Source organism: Wenzhouxiangella sp. YN1 (assembly GCF_056324145.1).
Map to the genome: position 1 here is coordinate 1 of NZ_JBJNIO010000154.1, position 21,250 is coordinate 21,250.

Consider the following 21,250-nt stretch of genomic DNA (forward strand, 5'->3'; position numbering starts at 1 on the left):
GTGCTCCAGCGCGTAGGTCAGCACCCGGCCAGCAAAGTCGAGCAGCTCACGCCCAGGCTGTGGAAAGAGCACTTCGCCAGCAAGCCGCTTGTATCAGACGTGCAGTGGATCGACCAGTAACGGTCGGGAATGAACGCTTACTTCCGCTCGCGGTTCGAGCCGGGCAAGCGTCGTACTTGAGGACATCATGACGATCATAGTCATCGGCGCGACCAATGCCCGAGCCGAGGGCTTCAACACCATGATCCAGAAGACCCAGCGCGACGCCCGCGGGTGCAGAAACAAGGAACGATTTATGGCTGCGATCTGCTTCTACCTGCGTGACCTCGATCTCTAATCCAGAGGCGGTCTGGAAATAACTGTTACCCATACGAATCAGTGAAAAGCCAGTTTCATTTTGGATGCCAAAGTTGATTATTAAAGAAAACAGTTTGTATAGGTGGATCGCAGCTGCGTGTTTTTTGTTGCTGTTATCACATTATTACACTTATGTCTTTTTCATGGGGCAGCCACTCCCTGTAATAAGTATCCTTGCCCCTTTTGCGCTCCTAGTGTTTATGCCTCTAGAGTTCAAGCGGCCTACTGTGGGCCACTTGGGTGTTCTTTGTTATGGGGTAGTTGGAGCCGTATACGTTCTTCTTTCTGTGATGTGGTTCGGAAACGTACGGTGGTTAGGTGGCCTGCCAGCGTTCGTCTTTGTGCCGATCCTCTTCTTTTCTCTAGGTAAATATACAGACGAGAGAATAACAAGAAGTGCGATAGCGATTCTTCTCATTTTGACTGCGTTATTCTCGTTCTTTCACATGAACAAGCAAATTAATTTTTTGGGTCTTAGTGAGATATCAAGCCTTGTTTCACGAAATACCCAAGACCTCTGGGCTGGACGAGTTCTGTATGGTCGGCCAGTAGGCGTGTGGCCAGACCCGAATATTAACAGCTTTTATGCAGCCTTATGCTTTTGGTATGTTCTAACTTTTCGTGAGAGTTACGGTCGACTTCTGTCCGCTATTCTTATAACAATTTCTCTTTACGTTATGAGTGTGGCGGGAAGCCGCGCAAGCTTGTTGGCTCTTGCGATTTCGATCGGGGTGTACATTGCTGCTAACGGCTGGCACCTATTGGCACGCTGGCAGGTGGTGGGCGCTGTTACTCCGTTCGCTTTTCTGTTTATCTGGCTTATGGTTTCGTCGCCTCACCTAGAAACTAGATTTTTATCTATGGTAGACCCGGGTATGTTTATTGCTGACAGTAGTGTTACCGAAAGGTTAGCCGCTTGGAAAGAGAGCATTGCTGTGTTTGTGGAGCACCCCGCAGGAGTAGTTATCCCGCCGCAGTTTGTTTCATCGGTGACGCCCGATAATCAGTTCATCTACTTTTTAGTTCGGGGTGGTTTAATTTACGCATCTATATATATCTTCATGTTTCTGGCAGTTTGCTACACGTTTTTTCAAAAACGAAATGAGGCGCGTTCTATAGGGCTAGCTGTTACTGCGTTCGTGTTTATTAATTCAATGAGTATAGTTGTGTTCAATTTGCTTATTTCCGGGTTATACTTTTCTTTGATAGGGTATCTGATAACGACTGAGAGATATGTGCGGTGATTGCGCTTAGGTTGAGATACTTATAATGGCATTGGTAGTGGATTTCTTCTATGAACTTAGTCTAGCCATTTGTGGTGTTCCAGCCCCTCGCTGCGGCGCAGTGGGTGGCGACCTTGCTGGGCGATTGGCCACTGCTTTACTTACCTTTCGAACGGCAGGAGAGAACCTCACCCCATGTCCCGAATAATGACCATCCTCGGCGCCCGCCCCCAGTTCATCAAGGCGGCTCCCGTTAGCCGCGCCTTCGCAGAGGCCGGAATTGACGAGGCGATCGTCCATACAGGCCAGCACTTCGATGAGGATATGTCCGATGTCTTCTTCGCGGAATTGGAGATCCCTAGGCCCGCATTCCACCTGGGTATCCATGGTGGCGGTCACGGGGTCATGACCGGCGCTATGCTACAGGCGCTTGAGCCACTAATGGAGTCGGAGCGACCGACTTGGGTGCTGGTGTACGGCGATACGAACTCCACCCTGGCCGGGGCACTGGCGGCCAGCAAGCTGCATTTCCCAGTGGCACACGTCGAGGCAGGCTTGCGCTCCTTCAACCGCCGTATGCCTGAGGAGCAAAACCGGATCGTGACCGATCATCTCGCGGATCTGCTGTTTACTCCTACCGACACAGCGACTGTTCGACTTCGGGAGGAAGGCATACCGGACATCCGTATTCGTCAGGTCGGCGACGTGATGTACGACGCCGCGCTTTACTATGGTCGTCTGGCGGACGAGCGTAGCGACGTCCTTGACCGACACAGACTTGATCGCGGGGGATATGTGCTTGCTACCGTCCACCGCCAAGAAAACACCGATGATCGCCAGCGGCTCGCGGCCATCTTCCGCGGCCTGCTTGGGGTGTTATCGGATTGGCCGGTTGTCCTGCCCCTGCATCCCCGGACTCGCTCTCGGCTGGAAGCCTTCGGGCTCACCCACCTGCTGCATGGGCTTACGGTTATCCCGCCCGTCGGCTACCTCGACATGGTCATGCTCGAACGCTATGCTCATGTCATCGCGACCGATTCCGGCGGTGTGCAGAAAGAGGCATACTTCCACGGCGTGCCGTGCGTGACTCTGCGGGATGAGACCGAATGGGTGGAGCTGGTAGAGTTGGGTTGGAACCATCTAGCTCCGCCGTGCTCAGCCGATATTGCACAGGCGTTGGCACATGCCAGTGTCGGAGTTAAGGAAGCGCGTTCCCCGTATGGCGAGGGGGATGCTGCTCACCAAATTGTCCGACAACTGGGTTTGTGACAGTGCGTGTATTGCATCTTTCAGTGATCCGCATGTCTCCAGGGCAGCGGCAGCAACTTGAAGCTGAACGGCGGGAGTCTCAAAGTTTAGATAGTGCGGCATGGCATACGGTGGCCCTGACGGTGCAAGCGAATGATGCTTGTTTTGCCAAACAACTTCCTTTCGGGTTTCGGGGCGTGTTTTCTAGAAAGCTCTATGCTTGGGTGTGGCTTCTCAAACATGCTACGGATTATGATGTGGTTCTCGTCAGGCATATGTCATTCGATCCGTTCGCGTTTCTTTTTGCGCGCTGGGTTCGCAATCGAGTCACGGTACACCACTCCAAGGAGATGGAGGAGTTGAGGCAGATACGTCGAAACTGGAAGGGGCTTGCAGCTTCATGGCTTGAGCGCATCACGGGTCGTGCCGCGGTGCGGACTGCGCGAGGCTTGCTTGGCGTGACAGACGAGATCCGGAGATACCAGCTTGCCAACCGGGGTGTCGATCCTAGGTTACCTTCGGGTGTGTATCCCAACGGGATTTGTGTTGCCGATGTAAATATCGTTGCTGACCAGCGATCAAAAGATCGCGTCGAGCTTGCTTTCCTTTGTGGTCGGTTCTCTCCTTGGCATGGTCTCGATATTCTGCTTGAGCGATTCGAACGTGAGTCGGCGAACGGAGAGCGCACTAAGCCGATAACGCTCCACCTGATTGGCCATCTTTCCGAAGTGCTCAAAGCGCAAGTGGAGCGCGCTTCTAGAAAGCTGGTGCGTCACAGACTAATAGTGCATGGCCTTATATCTGCCGATGAATATCGAGCGATATTCCTGCGCTGCCATATTGGATTAGGCTCCTTGGCCATGTACCGAGGCGGGCTTGAAGAGGGTGCGACTCTCAAAGTCAGGGAAATGCTTGCGATGGGAGTGCCGGTTTTCTCAGGACACCGGGATGCTGCCATCCCCGATGGCTTTTCTTATTATCGATATGGGCGTGTCGAGCTAAGTGAGATTGTTGAATTTGCAAATCAGGTTGCAAACGTGCCGAGAAGCGAGGTGAGGGCTGAGGCACAGCAGTACATCGACAAGCGCTCTTGTATGCAAAACGTGGTTGACATGCTCACTGGCAGCGCTGTTGTGCGATGTGGGAATTGACGGATTCATGAGGCATGCCAAACAGCCCGGGTCGTCGGCTTTGACTATGGCCCAGACGATAGCGAGGTCTGGATCGGCGACGTAGCTGGCCTGGCGTTGGCGTGTCGGCGTCTCCTGATTCTCGTTTCCCCGCCGCCAGGCGCCACCATCTATATTGAACTGGTTTCCCAAGCTAAAGGGGCGGCAGAGATCCATTCAGCGCAACACCAAGCCGGATACCAGTCTCTCAATCCGAGCGGTTGCCGGAGTGTCCACTTCCCCTAAAATCGGTCCACCAGATAACTGGAATTACGGCATGATGACGGTCCTGACCAGGAGGTCATCATGCGAAAGAGCAAGTACAGCGAGGATCAGATCATCGGCGCCCTTAAGCGAGCCGAACAGGGTCCCGCTGGTGGATCATCGGGTGGTGAGGTTTGCCTGCCTTGTGCCTACCGAGTACAAGGTTCGCGATGGGCAGGGCAAGTGGCTGCTCCGCCAGGTGCTGTACCGCTACGTGCCGCAACGGCTTATGGATCGTCCGAAAATGGGGTTTGGTGTGCCGATCGAGCATTGGCTGCGCGGGCCCTTGCGTGAATGGGCCGAGGAGCTTCTCGATGAAAGGCGCCTGCGTGAGGAGGGTTTCTTTGATCCCAAGCCTATTCGACGAATGTGGCAAGAGCACGCCTTGGGCAAGCGACGCTGGCATTATTACTTGTGGGGTGTGTTGATGTTTCAGGCCTGGAAAGAACACTGGAAGGTGACATGACAGGCAAGGTCTTGATCGCAGCCAATACGGCTTGGTATCTGGCCAATTTCCGCCTGAATCTGATACGGGCCTTGCAGGAAGCGGGGTACGAGGTTGTAGCGGTAGCGCCTTGGGGCGATGATGCAGCGCGGCTGGAGGCTGCCGGGGCGAGTTTCATGCCGGTGGACATGGACAATAGCGGCACCAATCCCTTGAAGGATTCAGCGCTGTTTCTGCGGCTTCTGCGCGTGTTGCGTCGGGAGCGGCCTGCTGCGTATCTTGGATATACGGCAAAACCCAACATTTATGGCGGGCTGGCCTGCCGTGTGCTCGGAATAGCGTCGATTCACAATATCGCAGGCCTTGGTACCGCGTTTATCCATGACACGTGGCTTACCCGTCTGGTGCGGCGTTTGTATGCCAGCGGCCTGGCCGGCGCGGCCAGAGTGTTCTTTCAGAACCCTGACGACATGGCGATGTTTCTGGATCGTGGGCTGGCGCCGGCGGATAAAGCCGAGCAATTGCCGGGCTCGGGAGTGGATACGAAGCGATTCATGCCGGTCAGCAATGAAAGAGCCGCGGGCTCTTTCCGTTTTCTTCTGTCCGCCCGGCTGCTTTGGGACAAGGGGATTGGCGAGTATGTGGAGGCATGTCGCCAGCTGCGTGCCGAGGGGAGAGAAGTCGAGTGCCGGCTGCTGGGCTTTCTTGGTGCGGACAATCGCACGGCAATTGACAAGACCACGGTCGAACAGTGGGAAGCCGAAGGCGTTGCCCAATACCTGGGGAGTACCGATGACGTGCGGCCCGTGATTACAGAAGCGGATTGTGTGGTGCTGCCAAGCTATTATCGTGAAGGCACGCCACGATCCTTGCTGGAGGCAGCCAGCATGGCACGGCCGTTGATTACCACCGATGCTGTTGGCTGCCGCGAGGTGGTAGACGATTGTGTAAATGGTTATTTATGTCGCCCCAGGGATGCGGACGATCTTGCGGACAAGATGCGTATGATGATGGATTTGTCTGCCGACGACAGGGTGAAAATGGGATTGAAGGGCCGAGAGAAGATGCTCAGGGAGTTCGATGAGCGAATCGTGATTGACCGCTATCTGGAAGTGGTCGAAGAGGTTTTACGCTAACTTCGGGGTGGCGCGGCATGATTGGCCGTGTTGTTCCTTGGCAATTGCGTGGTCGGGGCGGCCTTGGCGTGGATGAATCGCGACCTGGAGGTCGCTCCTACAGCGGGAGTTGGATGTAGGAGCGGTCTTCAGACCGCGACGGGCTTCGGTCGGGTTTTATCGCGACCTGGAGGTCGCTCCTACGGTAGGAGTTGGATGCAGGAGCGGTCTTCAGACCGCGATGGGCTTCGGTCAGGTTTTATCGCGACCTGGAGGTCGCTCCTACAGGTGAATTCTAGTTTTTGAGCGAGATTTTATGATCAGCAGGCATTTGCAAGCGCTGGAGGCGGAGTCCATCCACATCATCCGTGAGGTGGCAGCGGAATTCGAGCACCCGGTGATGCTGTATTCCATCGGCAAGGACTCGTCGGTGATGCTGCACCTGGCGCGCAAGGCGTTTTATCCCTCACCGCCGCCGTTTCCATTGCTGCACGTCGATACCACCTGGAAGTTCCGGGAGATGTACGAGTTTCGCGACCGGATGGTGAGCGAGGTGGGCATGGAGCTGTTGGTCCACGCCAATCAGGAAGGCGTTGATCAGGGGGTGGGGCCGTTTACGCATGGCTCGAAGGTGCATACCGATATCATGAAGACTCAGGCGCTCAAGCAGGCGCTGGACAAGCATGGTTTCGATGCCGCTTTTGGCGGGGCGCGGCGTGATGAGGAAAGCTCGCGCGCGAAGGAGCGGGTGTTTTCATTTCGTGACCGGAATCACCGGTGGGACCCGAAGAACCAGCGTCCGGAGCTGTGGAATATCTATAACGGACGCGTTCACAAGGGCGAGTCGATCCGGGTGTTTCCGCTGTCGAACTGGACCGAGCTGGATATCTGGCAGTACATCTACGCCGAAAATATCCCGATGGTGCCGCTGTACTTTGCCGCCGAGCGGCCGGTGGTCGAGCGCGACGGGCTGCTGCTGATGGTCGATGACGAGGCGCGTTTCCCGTTCGCGCCCGGCGAAAAGCCGGAAATGCGGATGGTGCGCTTCCGGACGCTCGGCTGCTGGCCGCTGACCGGGGCGGTCGAGTCCAGCGCGACCACTTTGCTGGAGGTGATCGAGGAGACGATTTCGGTGCGCAACTCCGAGCGGCAAGGGCGGGCCATCGATCAGGATGCCGGGGCCTCGATGGAGCAGAAGAAGATCGAGGGGTATTTTTAAGAAAGTGTGAAGTGTGAAGTGTGAAGTGTGAAGTGTGAAGTGGAGGTTGCGGATGAGCTATTTTTCTTTTGAGGATCTGGAGGTCTGGAAGAAGGGGTGTCGGGTGGCGGTGGAAGTTTGTTCGTTGCTTCGTGGCTCGCGGGAGTGGGGCTTGCGGGATCAGATGATGCGGGCGGCAGTTTCGATTTCTTCAAATATTGCTGAAGGGGCTGAGCGGAGTGCGCCTCGGGATTTTGCTCGGTTTCTGGATATTGCGCGTGGCTCGGCAGCGGAGTTGCGAACTCAGCTTTACATTGCGGCTCGAGCAGAAATGGTGCCTGGCGACAGCGCTCATGAACTAATCATGGAATTAAAGGAAATATCTTCAATGCTGCACAGCCTTGCTCAACAGCAACGTGCCAAGGTGAAGGACGACACTTCACACTTCACACTGAACACTTCACACTGTTCTGACACTTCACACTCTCACCAAGAGCTCTACTGATGGCTGTTTCCGATATAGAGACGATTCTCGCCGAAGACTCCCGAAAGGATCTTCTGCGCTTCATCACTTGTGGCTCGGTCGATGATGGCAAGTCAACCCTGATCGGGCGGCTTCTGTTTGACTCCAAGCAGGTCTACGAGGATCAGTTGGCATCGGTTGGTCGCGACTCGAAGAAATGGGGCACGCAGGGGGATGCGGCGGATCTGGCGCTGCTGGTCGACGGCTTGCAGTCCGAGCGTGAGCAGGGCATCACGATCGACGTGGCCTACCGCTATTTCGCGACCGCCCGGCGCAAGTTCATCATTGCCGATACGCCGGGGCATGAGCAGTACACGCGGAATATGGCCACCGGGGCGTCCACGGCCGAGCTGGCGATCATTCTTGTGGATGCCCGCAAGGGATTGCAGGCGCAAACGCGGCGGCATTCGTTCATCGTTTCGCTGCTGGGAATTCGGCAGGTGATTCTGGCGGTGAACAAGATGGATCTGGTGGATTTCGACCGCAATCGATTCGAGTCCATTTGTGCTGAATACCGACAGTTTGCCGGCAAGCTGGCGCTGGATGAGGTGCTGTGCCTGCCGGTGGCGGCTCTTGGCGGTGACAATGTGATTGCCCGTGGCGACAATCTGGCCTGGTTTGATGGGCCGACGGTGATCGAGGCGCTGGAGGAGGCGGATTCCGGGTTGGGCGTATCGCGATCTGGAGATCGCTCCTACGGCGATGAATTGGAGGGTAGGAGCCGTCTCCAGACTGCGATGGGCTCCAATCCGGCTGAGGGATCGCGATCTGGAGATCGCTCCTACGGCGATGAATTGGAGGGTAGGAGCGGTCTCCAGACCGCGATGGGCTCCGATCCGGCTGGGGGATCGCGATCTGGAGATCGCTCCTACAGTGAAATTCTGGAGGGTGGGAGCGGCCTCCAGGCCGCGGATGTTTCGGGTGAGGCTTCACAATCCGGAGATCGCGCCGACGGTGAGGCGTTGGGCGAGTTTCGTCTGCCGGTGCAGTACGTGAATCGCCCGAGTTCTGATTTTCGCGGCTTTGCCGGCACGATTTCGGGCGGCGCGATTGCCGTTGGCGATCCGGTGATGGTGGTGCCGTCGGGGCGCCAGAGCGCGGTCGAGCGCATCGTGACCTTTGACGGTGACCTGGATTCTGCCCGCGTGGGGCAGGCGGTGACCATCACGCTGGCCGACGAGATCGATATCAGCCGCGGCGATTTGCTGGTGCATCCGCAGGAGCGGCCGCGGGTGGCCGAAGCCCTGGATGCGCGCGTGGTCTGGATGGCCGATGCGCCGCTGCTGCCCGGGCGCCAGTACGACATCAAGATGGGGCCGAAGACGCAGTCGGCCATTCCCGAGAGCGTGCACCACCGAATCGACGTCAACAGCCTGGAGCATGATCACGTTGACCGCCTCGAGCTGAACGGGATTGGTCTGGTGCGCTGGCGCTTGAGCGGCCAGGCGGCTTTCGACAGCTATCAGCGCAACCGCCATACCGGCGCTTTCATCATCATTGATCGCGTCACCAACCTGACGGTGGGCGCCGGCATGATCGTGCGGCCGGTTACCGACACCCTGGCCGACAAGTCGCAGAATGTCGTGTGGCACGAGCACAAGGTGACCAAGGCGCAGCGCTCGGGCCAGAAGGGCCAGCATCCGGCCGTGCTCTGGTTTACCGGCCTTTCGGGCGCCGGCAAGTCGTCGGTGGCCAACGCGCTGGAGCAGGCGCTGTTCCGGCGCGGGCACCACAGTTATCTGCTCGATGGCGACAACGTTCGTCACGGGCTCAATAGCGACCTCGGATTTACCGACGAAGATCGGGTCGAGAACATCCGGCGCATCGGCGAGGTGGCGCGGCTGATGGCCGACGCGGGTCTGGTGGTGGTTACTGCCTTCATCTCGCCGTTTCGATCGGATCGTGCGCTGGTGCGCGAGCTGATGGAGCCGGGTGAATTCATCGAGGTGTTCGTCAGCGCCAGCCTGGAAGCCTGCGAGCAGCGGGACCCCAAGGGCTTGTATGCCAAGGCCCGGGCCGGGGCGATCAAGCACTTTACCGGTATCGACTCGCCCTATGAGCCGCCGGAGCAGCCTGAGCTGACCCTGGATACCGAAAAGCTGTCGGTGGAAGAGTCGGTGGATGAGATCCTGGAGTTCATGCAACACAAGGGTATACTGCACTGACTTCCCCGGTTTGATTCGCGATGTTGGCAGACACGGCGAAAATCTTGTTTGCGCTGGGGCTCCCGTTTGTGACGGGGGCCCTTTTTGTTTGTGCCTGCTGGCAGACGCCACGGCCGGGCTATCGCCTGGCCGTGATCGGCATGGCCTTTCCCCTGGGGATGGTGGGCGTGGTGGCCGGCTATATCGGCCTGGACCGCCTGGGTCTAGGCCTGCACTTTGGCTGGAATGCAGCCACTCAGGCGCTGCTGGCGGCGGGCTTTGGTCTGGTGGCTTGGCGACGCCGGCTGCCCCTGGCGCTCGCTGATGCTCATCGCCACGGTGGCGACTGGCCCGGCACAGGGTATGCCGCCCGCTGGCTGATTGCCGGCCTGCTCATCTGGCTTGGCATCCGCTGGCTCGGGGTGGTGGTCGAGGTGGTTCAGCGCCCGCTGTTTCCGTGGGATGCCTGGTATGCCTATGGCAACCATGCCAAGGTCTGGTTCTTTCACCCTGAGCTGGATGTGTTTGCCAGCGGCGGGCGCTGGTTTCAGTCCGCCGCGTCTGCCTGGAGCTCTGGTGGGCTGCGCCATCCACCCGGAATCGGCTTGACCCAGCTGTGGCAGGCGCAGGCGCTGGGGCGCTGGGACGATGCCTTGATGAACGTCGGCTGGCCGCTTGCTGGTGCCTCGGCCGGGTTTGTCTTGGCCGGTTCGCTGCGGCTGGCGGGCGGCAGTTTGTTACTGGCTGTTCTGGCCGCAGCCGCTTTGTTGACCCTGCCGATATTGAATGTCCAGATGGTGCTGGCAGGCTACGGCGACCTGTGGATCGGGGTGCTGGTGTTGATTGCGCTGGCCACTGCCGGGCTGGCCAGAGAGCGGAACCAGCCGCTGCTGCTGATCGTTGTTCTGAGCGCGATGGCCGGCACGCTGATGTTCAAGGAGACCAGCCTGCTGTGGGCGCCGCTGATCGTGCTGGGTATGCTTTGTGCCTGGGTCCGGCTGCGCTGGGTGGTGCTGGCCGGCGCCTTGCTCGGCCTTGCCGCGGTGCTGTTTCTGTGGTGGCAGCAGATGACGGTCAGACTGAGCACGCTTGGAAAGTTCGGATTCGACGCGGACGGTCTGGTCTGGCCCCACCGGATCACCATGGCGGCCTGGCAAGAGGTGGTGATGTGGCCCGATCTTCTGCGACATCTGTTCGTTTACGACAATTGGCACTTTTTCTGGTACCTGATGCCGCCAGCGGCGGTGCTGGGGCTCTGGCTGGGCTGGCGTGATGGTCGCCAACGAGCGCTGTTGGGCATCTGGATGGCGGTGGCCCTGTGTTTTACGGCGCTTGTGGGCATGTTTGCCGTCACCACGCTTGGCGATGCGGTGATTGGCGGCAGCAGCGTCAATCGGCTGCTGCTTCATCTGGTGCCAGCCATGGCGCTTCTGGCCGGGCTGGTTGCGGTCCGGCTGGAACGGGCCGGCGGGTCGCTGCGAGAAGCGCTGCCATGAGTTCACGGCAGCTGTTGATTCGCCTGTTTCTGGCCGCCGCGGGCTCGGCCATCTTGCTTTGGGGAGCATTCTGCCTGTGGTTCATGTACGGGCAGAACTACCGGCAGGTGATGACGCCCGTCGAGATACCCGGCGAAGCCTGGTGGATGGTCACCGGCGAGGGGCAAGCGACTGACCATGGTTTTGCGATGACCGGGCCGGGCTACCGGACCCAGGCGATAGCCGCCGCCAGGCTGCCCGTGGTTGTTTCCGCTGATGACATTGAGTCGGTCACGGTGCACTTGGCCAGTTTGGGTGGTTTTCACTCCTTGAGCCTCGGTCTGGGGCAGGGCAGCAGCCCGGCCCGGGCCGAAACGCTGCCGGTCGAGTGGGCTGATGAGCAGGTGGCCCACGTCAGCGTCAAGCGGCTGCGGCTGCATGAGGGCCGGGTTGAGCATGTGGTTGCGCGCGCTACTGGCGGGCTGGAGCCGGGGCTGGAAATCGAGTCCACCGTTCTGCACCAGGCCCGGCCGGCATTTCTGGAGCTGCAGGGGCTGCTGCTGCGCAGCCTGGTCAGTACTGGCGAATGGACGCAGCGCAGCATCAATCATAATCGCCCCGATTTCCGCCCCTTGCGAGTGGCGCCGGTGGTCGTTGCCGGGCTCTGGGCCATCTTGATATTGGGGCTGCTGATGCTCTGGCCCGAGCTGCGCCGGGGCACACGGCCGCTGACGGCTGCTGGCGGCGCCTTTTTGCTGGCCTGGCTGGTGCTGGATCTGGGTTGGCAGATCACGCTCTGGCAGCGGCACGCGGCGGCAGTGGCACAGTTCAGCGGATTGAGTCCCGGCGAAAAACGCCGCACCGAGATGGACGGTGCGGTGTTCGCGTTTGTCGATGATCTGAAAACCAGGCTGGACGATCCCTGGCGGCGGGTGGTCATCTTTGGGGATTCGGAATTTACGCACTACCGCGCAAGGTATTTTGCGCTGCCGCAGCCGGTCATCAGCCGCGAGCGCGTCAGTAAGCGCTGGCTTCGCCGGCTTCGCTCCAATGATGTGCTGGCGCTGGTTCATCTGGATGAGGCGCTGAAGGAAAGACCCGTTCGGGTGCAGTCGGCACCGCAGCGCGCGACGCGCACGCTTGATCTGGCCGCAGTCGCCGGGCGCCATGCCGAGCTCGCGCCCTGCAGCGAACTGGCCGTTGAAGGGCCTTGTGATCAAGGCTTTCTGCGTCTGCGCGAAGGCGAAAAGCCGTGGCTGGTCGAGCTGCCGTATACCCGGCAACTTGCCTCGGGCATCTGGCGGATGCGGCTTGATCTGGTCGGCGGGCGCCGGGGCGGTTGGGTGCGGTTGGAAGTCTATCGGCGCAGCGAGGACGATTCCGCGCGCCGCTGGGCGTGGCGCGAGGCGTATGTTCCGGTAGATGAGGCCGGCCATATCGACGTGGCGTTTCGTGTCGACGAGGCCGGTCAGTATCTGGTTCGGCTTCGCCCGCTCGATGCCCGGGGTGTGGGTGTCACCTCGGCCCGGCTGCTGCCCGTGAAAGCCGACGAGGGTCTGGTAGAATTGAGCCTCGATGGCTCGCCGCCCTTCTTTCTGGCGCGGCGGCTGCTCGAGCAAGAGGGGCATGCAGCGTGGGAGATGCTTTGAACATGGGGGCGTTGACCTGGAATATCGTGGCGGCAATGGGGGCCGCTTTTTTCATTGTGCTGCTGGCGGTGCCGATTCTGCGCGCGCCGGCGCATCAGATCAACCTGGTGGATCATCCGGGCGGGCGCAAGCGCCATGCCTGCGCCGTGCCGATGATCGGCGGGCTGGCCATGTTTGCCGGCTTCGGCATTGCCCTGATGCTGGTCGAGGCCTCGTTGCGGCCCTTTGCCAGCCTGTTGGCCGGCATGGGGCTGCTGCTGATGGTCGGGGTGATCGACGATCTCATCGACATCAAGCCCGGCGCCAAGCTGTTCGCGCAGATCATCGCAGCGCTGTTGATGACCTCCTGGGGCGTGGTGCAGGTCGGGTCGCTGGGTGACCTGGTTGGCATCAAGCCGATCGAGCTGGGCGAGTGGGCCATTCCGTTTACCGTGTTTTGTACGGTGCTTTTGATCAATGCCGTCAACATGGCCGACGGCAGCGACGGCCTGGCGGGCGGTTTGACGGCGGTTGCACTGGCCATGCTGCTGGCCGCCGGCATTCTGGGCGGCGCGAGTCGATCTTTCCTTGGCGTGACTGGCGTGCTTCTGGCAGCTGTGGTGGCGTTTCTGTGCTTCAACCTGCGCCTGCCCGGCCGAAAACACGCCACCGTTTTCATGGGGGACTCGGGCAGCATGATGCTGGGTTTTGCCCTGGCCTGGCTGTCGGTATATCTCGGCCAGGTAGAGCAGGTGGATATCTATCCGATCTCAATCGCCTGGATTCTGGTGCTGCCGGTGCTGGATGTGGTCACGCTGTATGTTCGCCGCATCATGAAGGGGCGCAGTCCGTTCACCGCCGACCGCGAGCATCTGCACCATGTGCTGCTGCGCTCCGGCGTTTCGGTCACGACCACGGTCTGGATTCTGATCGGCGTGATGGCCGCCTTCGGGTTGATCGGCGTTGTGGGCTGGCAGCAGGGCTGGTCCGAGCACTGGCTGTTTGTGGGCCTGGTGCCGGTGTTTGTCGGCCAGTATCTGTGTTCCATTCGGGCCTGGCGAATCATGAAGCTGCTGCGCCGGCGGCGCCGGTAGTACCGCAGGAGCAGCCTCCAGATCGGGATTGGCTCCGTTCGGGTGTTGGCTTCGCGACCTGGAGGTCGCTCCTACGGTTCCGGTGGCGATTGTTGTTGTAGGAGCGATCTCCAGATCGCGAAAGCTCTGCTCGGGCGCTGGCTTCGCGACCTGGAGGTCGCTCCTACGGCTCGGGTGGCGGTTGTTGATGTGGGAGCGGTCTCCAGACCGCGATCAGCTCCGTTCGGGTGTTGGCTTCGCGACCTGGAGGTCGCTCCTACGGTTCCGGTGGCGGTTGTTGTTGTAGGAGCGATCTCCAGATCGCGAAAGCTCTGCTCGGGCGCTGGCTTCGCGACCTGGAGGTCGCTCCTACGGTTCCGGTGGGGATTGTCTTTGGGGGGGGGTATTATGGTGCCCAGGGGGAGACGCTGAGTTGGAACTCCGCAAGCGCTTCTTCACGCTGCGCGTGAAACCGCACTCGCTCCGTGATTGAAATCGGTTCCGTACCGAGTTGGTTCGTCAAGCGGGAGTGTAGAACTGGTGCCCAGGGGGAGACTCGAACTCCCACATCCTTTCGGACACTAGCGGCTGATGTGCTTCGCGCGCGCTTCTTTGCGTTTCACGCAAAACCGCACCCGCTATGCGATTGGTCTGAATCGCTTCAGGTGCACGAGGCGGATGAATTAGGGGGAAGTAAGTGGTGCCCAGGGGGAGACTCGAACTCCCACATCCTTTCGGACACTAGCACCTGAAGCTAGCGCGTCTACCAATTCCGCCACCTGGGCAGGTGGAAGCGCGGCATTATAGGACAAGCCGCGGGATTTTCCAAATTTTTCTGTCTTGCTGCTCTGAAGCCAAGAGGCTCCGGAATAAAAAGGCGGCCGGAGTTTCGGCTCCGGCCGCCGGAATAGGTGTGGCCCAGGCAAGGGGGGAACCTGGGCCACGATCCGGATGGGGAAGGGGGGAACCCCGGTCCGGAAGTTGTGATTCTACGAAACCCGCCGACACTGTCAAGCAACATTTGGACATATTGTGAGGTTGTTCACATCTTTGGCGCCGGCGGTCGTCAATATCTTGACGGCCGGTTCTCCGGCGACGCTTTGTCCATCAGCTTTTCAGCGGGTTGTCGGCCTGTCTTCGGTGTTCGGGCGGAGTATAATCGGAACTGCTGAATTTCACTTGTCAGGACACGACTTCCATGGATTTTCAACTGACCGACGAGCAGCAGATGATTCAGGCTGCTGCGCGCGATTTTGCGCGCGACGAAATTGCCCCGATCGCATCCGAGTTCGATGCCTCGGGTGAGTTTCCCCTCAAGACCATTCAGGGCATGGGCGCGCTGGGGCTGATGGGCATCGAGGTGCCCGAGGCCTACGGTGGCTCCGAGCTGGATACGATTGGCTATGTGCTGGCGATGATGGAGGTCTCCGCCGTGGATGCGGCGCACGGCACGATCATGTCGGTCAACAACTCGCTTTTTTGCAACGGTATTCTCCAGCACGGCACCGAGGAGCAGAAGCAGAAATATGTGCGTGCCATCGCTTCCGGTGACGAGATCGGCGCCTATGCGCTGACCGAGCCGCAGTCGGGTTCGGATGCGGCCAACATGAAGGCGCGGGCGGTGCTCAGCGACGACGGCAGTCATTACGTGATCAATGCCCGCAAGTCCTGGATCACTTCCGGGCCGGTGGCGCGCTATCTGGTCTTGTTTGCCAACACTGATCCGGACGCTGGCTCGCGCGGGGTGTCGGCTTTCATCATTGACGCCGAGCGCGAAGGCTTTCATCGCGGCAAGCTCGAGCCCAAGCTGGGAATTCGCGCCTCGGCGACCTGTGAAATCGAACTGACCGATTACAAATGCCCGGTCGAAGACCGACTGGGCGATGAAGGCCAGGGCTTCAAGATTGCCATGGGCGTGCTCGATGCCGGGCGTATCGGCATTGCCGCGCAGGCGGTGGGCATTGCCCAGGCCGCCTACGAGGCCAGCGTGGACTATGCCCGCGAGCGCAAGGCTTTCGGCGCCGAAATCGGCACGTTCCAGATGATTCAGTCCAAGCTCGCCGATATGAAAACCCGCCTGGAGGCCGCGCGCCTGCTGACCTTGCGGGCAGCCTGGGCCAAGATGAAGGCCAGCGAGACCGGGGCCCGCTTTACCCTCGATGGCTCGATGGCCAAGCTGTTTGCTTCGGAAACGGCCATGTGGGTTGCCCATCAGGCGGTGCAGATTCACGGCGGTATGGGCTACAGCAAGGAGATGGCGGTGGAGCGGTACTTCCGCGACGCCAAGATTACCGAGATTTACGAAGGCACCAGTGAGATCCAGCGTATGGTGATTGCAAGAACCGAAACCGGGTTGCGGTAACGGCCACTGCGGACGCTGGCGGTGAATGAACCACAAGTATTATCAGGAAGGATTGAATGAGTCACAGTAGCGACAGGAAGGCGGATATCCTCGAGAGCGTCAATCGGGTCGTGGCCCGGGACGAAGGGCGTGAATTGGGGCCGGAGTTCGTCCGGCGTTTTCTTCGCCGCGTGCCGGTTGACGAGCTTGAAACGCTGTCGACCGAAGAGCTGGCGTCCATGGCCACCGACTTTCTCGAGTTTGCCCGCCAGCGTGCGCGCGCCGAGGTTCGCCTGCGCGTTTTCAATCCGGATGCCGAGACCCACGGCTGGGAGTCCACGCATACCGTCATCGAGATCGTCAACGATGACATGCCGTTTCTGGTGGATTCGGTGGTGTTGGCACTGTCCGAGCTGGGCATTGCGGCCCATCTGATCATTCACCCCGTCATGCGCGTCAAGCGCGATGAGAGCGGTCAGCTCGTGACGCTGATCGAAGACGGCGAGGATGCCGGCCAGGCCGAGTCGGTAATGCAGCTGCAGATCGATCGGCAGAACTATCCGGAAATGCTGACCAGGATCGAACAGCGCATTCTGGCGGCGCTCGCCGATGTGCGCCGGGCGGTGGCGGACTGGAAGCCGATGCTGGCCCAGGCGCGCGAGATTGCCGCCGAGCTGCCGACCAAGCACACGCAGCTGTCGGAGCCGGCGCGCCAGGAGATTCGCGATTTCTTCGAGTGGCTGGCCAACGATCACTTCACTTTCCTGGGCTATCGTGAATACGTGATCGAGGAGCGTGACGAGGGCCGTGTGTTGACGGCCGTGGCCGACAGCGGTCTGGGCATCATGCACCCTGAGCATCGCGATGCGCCGGTACGCGCGCTCAGAGAGCTCAGCGGTGGCGGTCAGCACGTTTCACCCGACGATCCGGTCATCATCACCAAGACCAACGCTGCCTCTACCGTGCACCGTGGCGGTTATATGGATTACATCTCGGTGCTGTACTTCGATGAGCAGGGACAGGTCACCGGCGAGAAGCGCCTGATCGGGCTGTTTACCTCCGGCGCCTATATCCGTCGCTGCGAGGACACACCGCTGGTGCGCCGCAAGGTGGAAGAGGTGGTTCGGCTTTCGGGCCTGCAGTCGGGCAGCCATGCCGGCAAGGCCCTGATGCACATTCTCGAGACGCTGCCCCGCGACGAACTGTTTCAGGCTTCCAGTGACGAGCTGCTGGAGCTGGCCATGGGCGTTCTCGACCTGCAAGAGCGCAGTCAGACGCGTCTGTTCGTTCGCCGCGAGCGCTTCGGCCGCTTCTTCTCCTGCCTGGTGTTCATTCCGCGCGAGCGCTTCAATACCGAAAACCGCGAAAAGATCCAGAACATCCTCAAGCGTGCGCTCAACGGCGAGCGGCTGGATTTCGGCGTGCTGGTGGGCGAATCCAAGCTGGCGCGCGTGCACCTGGTGGTGCGCCCCACGGGCGATGCCAACGTGGACGTCGACATCGAGGCCATCGAGGACGAGATCAAGCAGGCCATCCGCTCCTGGGAAGACGATCTGACGGAAATCCTGATTCGCGAGCACGGCGAGGAGCACGGCCTGGATCTGGCGCGGCGTTTCGGCCGCGCATTTCCGGTGTCCTATGTCGATGATGTCTCGCCGCACGTGGCCAGCTATGACGTCGTCAATCTTTCCATGCTCAGCGAGCTTGACGACCTGCGGATGAGTCTTTACAAGCCGCGCAGCCGCGCCGCGGGCCTGCTGCGCTTCAAGATCTTCAAGCACGGCGATCCGCTGTCGCTGTCGGATGTGCTGCCGATGCTGGAAAATCTGGGCATGCGCATCGTTTCCGAGCGCCCCTACGAGCTCAATGTGGCCGGCGAGCACGAGGTCTGGATTCAGGATTTCGACATGCGCCCGCCGGGTGATGCCGACATCGATCTGGACCAGGTGCGCGACAAGTTTCAGGACGCCTTCGAGCAGGTCTGGCGGCAGCGCTGCGAGAACGATGGTTTCAATCGCCTGGTGATGCTGGCCGGCCTGGACTGGCGCCAGGTCAATCAGCTGCGTGCCTTCTGCAAGTACCTGCTGCAAACGGGCATGCCATTTTCACAGGCCTACATGGAGCAGACGCTGGCAGCCTGGCCGCTGGTGGCGCGCCTGTTGGTGGAGTACTTCGAGACGCGCTTTGATCCGGCGCGCCGCAACGAAGAAAAGTCGCAGCGCAGCAGCGCGCGTGAGCACCTCGAGGCGCAGTGTCGCGAACTGGCCGAAAGCTTTGACGACGAGGTGCTCTCCGAGTTTCTCGACGAGATCTGCCAGGCGCGCGAAGGTGAGCCGTCGGGCGATGTCGAGTCCTTGCTGCGCAAGACCATTCTGCGCGCGCTCGACTCGGTCAGCTCGGCCGACCAGGACCGCATTCTGCGCGGCTTCTGCGATTTGATCCGCGCCACGCTCCGCACCAGCGCCTTCCAGCGCGACGAGCAGGGTGAATATCGCGAGTACCTGGGCTTCAAGCTGGATTCCGCCCAGGTGCCGGACCTGCCGCTGCCCCGACCGTATCGTGAGATCTGGGTCTATTCGCCGCGCATGGAAGGCATTCACCTGCGCGACGGCAAGGTGGCCCGCGGCGGGCTGCGCTGGTCGGATCGACGCGAGGATTTCCGCACCGAGGTGCTGGGTCTTCTGCGCGCCCAGAGCGTCAAGAACACCATGATCGTGCCGGTGGGCGCCAAGGGCGGCTTTGTGGCCAAGCAGCTGCCCGAAGGCAACGCCCGTGACGCGGTGATGGCCGAGGTGGTTCACTGCTACCGCAGCTTCATCAATGGCATGCTCGACATCACCGACAACCTTGACGGCGACAAGGTGCTGCCGCCGCGGGATGTGCTGCGTCACGACGATGACGACCCCTATCTGGTGGTGGCAGCCGACAAGGGCACGGCGACATTCTCCGACATTGCCAATGCCATTTCTGCCGAACACGGCTTCTGGATGGGCGATGCCTTTGCCTCCGGCGGTTCCAACGGCTATGACCACAAGAAAATGGGCATTACCGCCCGCGGCGCCTGGGAATCGGTCAAGCGCCATTTCCGCGAGCTTGATCACGACACCCAGAGCGAGGACTTCACCGTTGTGGGTATCGGCGACATGGGTGGCGACGTGTTCGGCAACGGCATGTTGCGCTCGGAGCATATCCGTCTCAAGGCCGCCTTCAACCATATGCACATCTTTCTCGATCCGGATCCGGACGCGGCCAGCAGCTACGCCGAGCGCAAGCGTCTGTTCGAGCTGCCACGCTCGACCTGGGCTGATTACGACGACAAGCTGATCTCGGCCGGCGGCGGCGTGTTTTCGCGTCAGGCCAAGGCCATCGAACTGTCCGAACAGGTGCGCGAGTGGCTGGGCGTGAAGGAAACCTCGCTGGCGCCGCACGAGCTGATCAAGGCCATTCTCAAGGCGCCGGTCGATCTGCTGTGGAACGGCGGTATCGGCACTTATGTCAAGGGTGAGGCGGAGTCGCACGCCGAAGTCGGTGACCTGGCCAACAACCTGGTACGCATCAACGGTGGCGATATCGGCGCGCGCGTGGTCGGCGAGGGCGGCAACCTGGGCATGACCCAGCGCGGCCGCATCGAGTACGCCATGGCCGGCGGGCGCAACAACACCGACTTCATCGACAACTCTGCCGGCGTGGACTGCTCCGACCACGAGGTCAACATCAAGATCCTGCTCAACGATGCCGTCGAGCGCAACTTGATCGATCTTGACGAGCGCAACCAGCTGCTGGCCGATATGAGCGACGAGGTCAGGGATCTGGTGCTGCAGTCGAACTACCTGCAGAACCAGGCGCTGAGCATGATGGAGGCCATTACCAGCGATCGTCTGGGCGCCGAGGCGCACTTCATTGCCGTGCTCGAGCATCAGGGCGTCATCGACCGCGATCTCGAGGAGCTGCCCGACGAGGAGGAGCTGCGCGAACGCGTGGCCCGGGGCGAGGGCCTGACGCGCCCCGAGCTGGCGCTGTTGCTGTCCTACAGCAAGATCACGCTCTATCAGGATCTGCTCGAGACCGACGTGCCGGAGGATCCCTACCTCTCGGCTGAGCTCAAGAACTACTTCCCCACGCCGCTGCGCGAACGCTTTGGCGACTTGATGCCCGAGCATCGCCTCAAGCGCGAGATCATTGCCACCAAGGTGACCGACAGCATCGTCAACCGCATGGGTGCGCCGTTCGTGATGCGCATTCGCGAAGACACCGGTGCCAGCTCGGCGACGGTGGCCAAGGCCTATACCGTGGCCCGTGAGATCTTCTCGGCGCGCGAATTCTGGCAGCGCATCGAGTCGCTGGACAACAAGGTGCCGGCAAGGCTGCAGCTCAACGCCCAGCTGGAAATGTGGGACCTGCTGCGCCAGGTGACCCGGCGCCTGATCACCCTGCCGGGTGGCTATGACATCGATATCTCCAGCAAGGTCGACCGCTTTGCGCCGGGCATCCGGCGTTATCAGGAGGCCCTGCCGGAGATGCTGCAGGGCGAGCTCGAGGAGGCGCTGCACTCCCGCCAGGTCGAGCTGGTCGAGGCGGGCTTCAGCGAGGAGGTCGCGCATGAAGTGGCCGGGGTGCGTTTCGCCTACTCGGCGCTGGATATCGTCGATGAGGCGCGCAGGCAAGAGCGTGAAGTCGAGGAAGTGGCCGGCATCTACTTCCGACTGTTCGACTTCCTGAGCCTGAAGTGGCTGCGCATCCAGGTCGAGAGCCTGCCGGTCGAGCGCCAGTGGCACGCCCACGCCCGCGGTCATCTGCGCGATGATCTGTATCGCTATCATCGCGAACTGACCCGGCGCATTCTGCTGGAGGCCGCTGATGAAGAGCATTCGGTACAGGTCTGGATGGACCGGCATGAGGACGCGGTCAATCGGATCGGCCTGATGCTCGAGGAAATGCGCAACACCGCCTCGCCCGACTATCCGGCGCTGCAGGTGGCGGTCAACGGTCTGAAACAGCTGCTGCACGCGACCAACCGTGAAGCCGTTGACGCCTGATTGCCGCCCAG

Annotated in this window: 14 protein-coding genes and 1 tRNA gene; 14 read left to right on the plus strand and 1 reads right to left on the minus strand. The window is 60.4% G+C overall.

Annotated features, from left to right (window positions below):
• Positions 1–187 precede the first annotated feature (187 nt).
• From ACEWQZ_RS09885 to ACEWQZ_RS09940, 12 genes are all read left to right on the plus strand, one after another.
• Entirely contained in the window at positions 188–337 is a 150-nt protein-coding gene (locus tag ACEWQZ_RS09885; protein ID WP_476482927.1) for a transposase, read from the plus strand.
• Positions 338–410: 73 nt separating this feature from the next.
• On the plus strand, positions 411–1,601 hold the full coding sequence (locus ACEWQZ_RS09890) for an O-antigen ligase family protein (RefSeq protein WP_476482928.1): 1,191 nt from the start codon (positions 411–413) through the stop codon (positions 1,599–1,601).
• A 174-nt stretch (positions 1,602–1,775) separates the two neighbouring features.
• On the plus strand, positions 1,776–2,849 hold the full coding sequence (gene wecB / locus ACEWQZ_RS09895; protein ID WP_476482929.1) for a non-hydrolyzing UDP-N-acetylglucosamine 2-epimerase: 1,074 nt from the start codon (positions 1,776–1,778) through the stop codon (positions 2,847–2,849).
• 32 nt (positions 2,850–2,881) lie between these two features.
• On the plus strand, positions 2,882–3,979 hold the full coding sequence (locus ACEWQZ_RS09900; RefSeq protein WP_476483180.1) for a glycosyltransferase: 1,098 nt from the start codon (positions 2,882–2,884) through the stop codon (positions 3,977–3,979).
• Between the two features lie 298 nt (positions 3,980–4,277).
• Positions 4,278–4,727: an asparagine synthase-related protein gene (locus tag ACEWQZ_RS09905; RefSeq protein ID WP_476483181.1), complete on the plus strand. Its 450-nt coding sequence runs from the start codon at positions 4,278–4,280 to the stop codon at positions 4,725–4,727.
• Positions 4,724–5,842 carry a glycosyltransferase family 4 protein gene (locus tag ACEWQZ_RS09910; RefSeq protein WP_476482930.1) on the plus strand — a complete coding sequence of 373 codons (1,119 nt, stop codon included), beginning with the start codon at positions 4,724–4,726 and terminating at the stop codon, positions 5,840–5,842. Before ACEWQZ_RS09905 ends, ACEWQZ_RS09910 begins: the two co-directional genes overlap by 4 nt.
• 295 nt (positions 5,843–6,137) lie before the next feature.
• Positions 6,138–7,040, plus strand: a complete 903-nt coding sequence (gene cysD, locus ACEWQZ_RS09915) for a sulfate adenylyltransferase subunit CysD (RefSeq protein WP_476482931.1) — start codon at positions 6,138–6,140, stop codon at positions 7,038–7,040.
• Positions 7,041–7,092: 52 nt separating this feature from the next.
• On the plus strand, positions 7,093–7,524 hold the full coding sequence (locus ACEWQZ_RS09920; protein ID WP_476482932.1) for a four helix bundle protein: 432 nt from the start codon (positions 7,093–7,095) through the stop codon (positions 7,522–7,524).
• A complete protein-coding gene (cysC, locus tag ACEWQZ_RS09925; RefSeq protein ID WP_476482933.1) occupies positions 7,524–9,707 on the plus strand; it encodes an adenylyl-sulfate kinase in 2,184 nt (727 codons plus the stop codon). The genes ACEWQZ_RS09920 and cysC overlap by 1 nt, the downstream gene beginning before the upstream one ends.
• A 68-nt stretch (positions 9,708–9,775) precedes the next feature.
• Positions 9,776–11,182, plus strand: a complete 1,407-nt coding sequence (locus ACEWQZ_RS09930; protein ID WP_476482934.1) for a hypothetical protein — start codon at positions 9,776–9,778, stop codon at positions 11,180–11,182.
• Positions 11,179–12,810 (plus strand): hypothetical protein, encoded by a 1,632-nt coding sequence (locus ACEWQZ_RS09935; RefSeq protein WP_476482935.1) that lies wholly within the window; start codon positions 11,179–11,181, stop codon positions 12,808–12,810. Before ACEWQZ_RS09930 ends, ACEWQZ_RS09935 begins: the two co-directional genes overlap by 4 nt.
• 2 nt (positions 12,811–12,812) lie before the next feature.
• Entirely contained in the window at positions 12,813–13,883 is a 1,071-nt protein-coding gene (locus ACEWQZ_RS09940) for an MraY family glycosyltransferase (protein ID WP_476482936.1), read from the plus strand.
• A 677-nt stretch (positions 13,884–14,560) separates the two neighbouring features.
• On the opposite strand, the gene ACEWQZ_RS09945 is transcribed toward ACEWQZ_RS09940, so the two are convergent.
• Positions 14,561–14,647, minus strand: a tRNA-Leu gene (locus tag ACEWQZ_RS09945).
• Positions 14,648–15,060: 413 nt separating this feature from the next.
• Here ACEWQZ_RS09945 and ACEWQZ_RS09950 point away from each other — a divergent pair.
• Positions 15,061–16,224: an acyl-CoA dehydrogenase family protein gene (locus ACEWQZ_RS09950; protein WP_476482937.1), complete on the plus strand. Its 1,164-nt coding sequence runs from the start codon at positions 15,061–15,063 to the stop codon at positions 16,222–16,224.
• Between the two features lie 56 nt (positions 16,225–16,280).
• Positions 16,281–21,239, plus strand: a complete 4,959-nt coding sequence (locus ACEWQZ_RS09955) for an NAD-glutamate dehydrogenase (protein ID WP_476482938.1) — start codon at positions 16,281–16,283, stop codon at positions 21,237–21,239.
• The last annotated feature ends 11 nt before the right edge of the window (positions 21,240–21,250 follow it).